Source organism: Arthrobacter sp. B0490, from assembly GCF_002929355.1.
Lineage (GTDB): Bacteria > Actinomycetota > Actinomycetes > Actinomycetales > Micrococcaceae > Arthrobacter_D.
In genome coordinates this window covers 1-516 of sequence record NZ_PJIR01000183.1, presented here as the reverse complement: position 1 = coordinate 516, position 516 = coordinate 1, and the positions used below count along the sequence as shown (strand labels likewise).

Annotated in this window: 1 pseudogene; it reads left to right on the top strand. The window is 65.5% G+C overall.

Annotation, left to right across the window (positions count from 1 at the left end):
• Positions 1-516: pseudogene (locus CXQ97_RS21345) on the top strand (hypothetical protein); the annotation flags it as partial.

The following is a 516-nucleotide window of genomic DNA, read 5'->3' as shown; positions in this document are numbered from 1 at the left end:
CTGCAACAATTCGACCTGCCGCCCTATTCCGAAATCCGTCCGGAGCACGTCGAGCCGGCCGTCGACACCATCCTCGGCGACAACCGCGTGGCGATCCAGGAGCTGCTCAGCCGCCCGGCCGAAAGCCTGGACTGGCAGACCCTGGTGGTCGGCCTCGACGAGCTGAACGATCGCCTCGCGCGGGCCTGGGGGCCGGTCGGTCATCTCAATTCCGTGTGCAACAGCCCGGAATTACGCACCGCCTATGAGGCCTGCCTGCCCAAGCTGTCGGCCTACTACACCGAACTCGGACAGAACCGCGACCTGTTTGAGGCCTACCAGGCACTGGCTGCAAACCCCGCGGCGGCTGGCTTCGAAGTGGCGCAAAAGACCATCCTCGAGCATTCGCTGCGTGACTTCCGCCTGTCCGGCATCGACCTGCCGCCGGTCGAGCAGCAACGCTTCGGCGCCATCCAGATGAAGCTCGCGGAGCTCGGCAGCAAGTTTTCCAACCAGCTGCTGGACGCGACCCAGGCC